This window comes from Mycobacterium angelicum (genome assembly GCF_002086155.1).
GTDB lineage: Bacteria > Actinomycetota > Actinomycetes > Mycobacteriales > Mycobacteriaceae > Mycobacterium > Mycobacterium angelicum.
Window position 1 is genome coordinate 1 of sequence record NZ_MVHE01000148.1, and the last position, 3271, is coordinate 3271.

Sequence of the window (3271 nt, forward strand, 5' to 3'; positions counted from 1 at the left end):
GCGCCGGCCCCGCCGTCGCCGAACAGCAGGCCGGCGCCGCCGCCGGTCCCGCCGGTGCCACCGGTGTCGTGGCCGGACCCGCCGGCCCCGCCGGCGCCGCCGGAGCCCCAGAGGACACCGCCGTGACCGCCGATCCCGCCCGTTCCCCCCACCGTGTCCACGCCGAGTCCCCCGGTACCGCCGATGCCTCCGAGGCCGAACAACCCACCGCTGCCGCCGGCCCCGCCGGCACCACCGGGGGCGGTCCGGCTCGCGCCGCCGACGCCGCCGGCTCCGCCGTTGCCGAATAGCCCGCCGGCCCCGCCCATCCCGCCGGATCCGCCGTCGACCACCCCGGTGCCGCCGGCGCCGCCGGCGCCGCCATTGCCGAACAGCCAGCCCGCTCCGCCGTTGCCGCCAACGCCGCCGGGGTTATCCGGCAGGCCGGCGCCGCCGGTGCCACCGGGGATGCCGCCCGGCTCGCCGTCCGCGCCGGTGCCCGATCCGCCGTTGGCGCCGTTGCCGATCAGCGGGCGACCCAACAGCGCGCGGGTCTGGGCGTTGACGAGGTCGAGCACATTGGTGGCCTCGGCGGCGGTATAGGTACCCGCGGCCGTGGTCAACGCCTGCACCACCTGGCTATGAAATCCGGCCGCTTGGGCGCTGAGTCGTTGATAGGCCTGGGCGTAGGACCCGAACACGGCCGCCACCGCGGCCGAGACCTCGTCGGCTGCCGCAGCCGTCAGCGAGGTGGTTGACGTTGCCGCAGCCGCATTGACGGCGCTGAGCATCCAACCAAGGTCCGACAAATCCGCGGCCGCCGCTGCCAGCGCGTCCGGAGCTGCGACCACAAATGACATCTGGCACCTCCCGCTGCGAATCACACGGTAGCGCGATGTGCCGGGTATCGGGGCAGGTCAAGGTTTTTCGGTCGAGGGCCTGAGCGCGGCGCTTATCCCGCGACTTCTTCCTCGGTGGGCAAGCGCAGCGAGATGAGTCCGGCGAAGGTGTCCGGTTCCAATTCCACCCGGTTGACCGTGACATGCACCGGAACCCAATCGGTGTCGAGCCCGGGTAGCCGTAGCACCCGGCTGGTGGCTCCGTTGGCGAATTCCGTTGTCATGGAAGCGACTAACTGCTCGTCGTCGGGATGCACGCGCGGCTTGCCTTCGCCGCCGCGCCAGTCATAAAAGGAACACGGCTCGTCAAGCCACTTCAGTAAGGTCCACGTGTTGAGGTCGACAAGGGCTCGATGCACACCGGCCTGGGCCAGGCCGTTGAGGATCCGCTGTGCCAGATCGTCGACTGTCACCGCCGGGCCCTTGCGCTCGGCACGCCAGTTCATCGCCCGCGCAACCAGATGATCGCGACCGTCTGGTCCCGGTTCCAGCGCGCTGCGCGCGGTGAAACCTATCCGGATCGGGTTTCCCTGCCAATCGGTGAGATCCCAAGTGCTGCACAATGTTTGGCCCGGCTCTGCCTTGACCGCCATGGCCAGCACCTTGGTTTCGTTCGGGTTCAGTTCGCGTGAGGGCAGATCCTCGGCGAAGGCTCTGCCGTAGGTCACCTCGACTTCGGGGTTCTTGCCGCTGTTGGCCAGCGACTCGCGGGTGTCGGTGGCCACCCCCAGGGTCAGGTCCCACTTCAGCGGGCCGGGCGTCGGCCGCTCCGGCGGTTCTGCGTCAGCCGGCCCGGTCCATACGTGCACACCGTGCATGCGACCGTCGGACATCACCACCGGTTCGGTGCGGATGACGCGATCGCTTTTCGGGGTGATGCTGGTCAAACTCTGGCCCGTGGCCAGCGATTCGGCGATCGCCGTTCGGACGGCCGCGAGATAAGGACTACGGCGCAGGAACGTGTTGATCGGGACGAGGTTTTTGAGCTGCCGCCCCTGCGCTACCACTGCCGGTTCATCCCCCAGCGTCTCCACGAGCAGCCAGTCGTGGCTCATACGCGCAGTTTACTGATCGGGCTGGATTGCATCGACGCGGCTGGTGTTGGGGGGTCAATCTGGTTGCAGCGCAATGCTATTCGTCTTGGACCGGCTGGATTTCAGGATTTAGCGCGGCGGCCCGGCTGGGTGAGTTGCGCAGGCCACTTCGATCCGGGTAGCTTTTTGCCGCCCGCATTGGGGTGCGAACGGGTCGTGTTTGTCCGATCCGGGGACGCGATCGTCGAGGGGTCGGTCGCCGTCCTCGGAATTTCTCGTTCAGCCGGTGCTGCTCAACCAGCGACCGGGCGCGCGCCTGCTGTTAGTCAATAGACCTGTAGTGGCGGATGTTGTTCCTCGAGGCGTGTGCGCTGAGGGTTGAGTTTCCGCGATTTCGCCGCCCTGGATGCACGGGCAAATCCACCCGTGCACGGTCGATGCTAAGAGCGCTTGCCGCCCGAGTTACGGCAAGCCGTCGATGCCGTTGAGGCCAAGAAGTAGGCCACCGCCGCCGCCGGTTCCGCGTTTACCGCCGGCAACCGGTGTTGGGCCGACGCCGGGGTTGCCGCCGTTGCCGCCATTGCCGATGAGGACGGCGTCGCCGCCGTTTCCACCGTCGCCGCCGGTGACGTCGCCTTGACCGCCGGCGCCTCCGGCGCCGCCGATGCCAATCAGCTGACCGCCCCTACCACCGGCTCCGCCTGCCCCGCCGATTCCGCCGCTGAGGTCGAAGTTGCCGTATCCGCCGGCTCCGCCGATCCCACCGCACCCCAGTAGGCCGGCGTTGCCGCCCGCTCCACCGGCTCCGCCGATGAGGCCGAGCCCACCGGCGCCGCCGGCTCCGCCGCTGGACATCAGCAGGCCCGCATTGCCGCCGGCGCCGCCGACGCCGCCGGTATTCACGCCGTCGCCGCCGCTGCCTCCTATCCCGCCGCTGCCGAACAACAGGCCGGCCTTGCCGCCGGCCCCGCCGACTCCACCAGTCGAGCCGATGCCGCCGGTGCCGCCGGCGCCGCCCGGGCCGCCCAGCATGCCGCCGTCGCCGCCGGCGCCACCGGCGCCGCCGGTGCCGAGTCCGACGCCGCCGTCACCCCCGTGCCCGCCGCCGGCTCCGACCAGCCCGGCCAGCAGTCCGGCAGCCCCGCCATTGCCGCCCGCGGCGCCGGTTCCTGCTGCGGCGTCGGAAAACGCCCCTGCTCCGCCGGCGCCGCCACCGCCGAACAGGCCGCCGGCTCCACCAGCACCGCCAACCCCGCCGCCCTTACCGGCACTGGCCGGGGTTCCGCCGGCTCCACCGGCCCCGCCGGTGCCCAGCAGTCCGCCGGTGCCGCCGGCGCCGCCGGTGGCACCGTTGCCTGC

2 protein-coding genes and 1 pseudogene are annotated in these 3271 nt (G+C 71.0%); all 3 read right to left on the reverse strand.

What is annotated here, in order from left to right; all coding sequences use genetic code 11:
• The coding region (locus BST12_RS28540; protein ID WP_139802026.1) for a PE family protein at nucleotides 1–839 on the reverse strand (839 nt) is incomplete at its 3' end.
• 92 nt (nucleotides 840–931) lie between these two features.
• On the reverse strand, nucleotides 932–1933 hold the full coding sequence (locus BST12_RS28545) for a PAS domain-containing protein (protein WP_083116503.1): 1002 nt from the start codon (nucleotides 1931–1933) through the stop codon (nucleotides 932–934).
• A gap of 441 nt (nucleotides 1934–2374) precedes the next feature.
• Nucleotides 2375–3271: pseudogene (locus BST12_RS32435) on the reverse strand (PE family protein); the annotation flags it as partial.

Coding starts and splice junctions, on each gene's coding strand:
- BST12_RS28545 (WP_083116503.1), bottom strand. CDS start 1,933: ATGAGCCACGACTGGCTGCTCGTGGAGACGCTGGGGGATGAACCGGCA.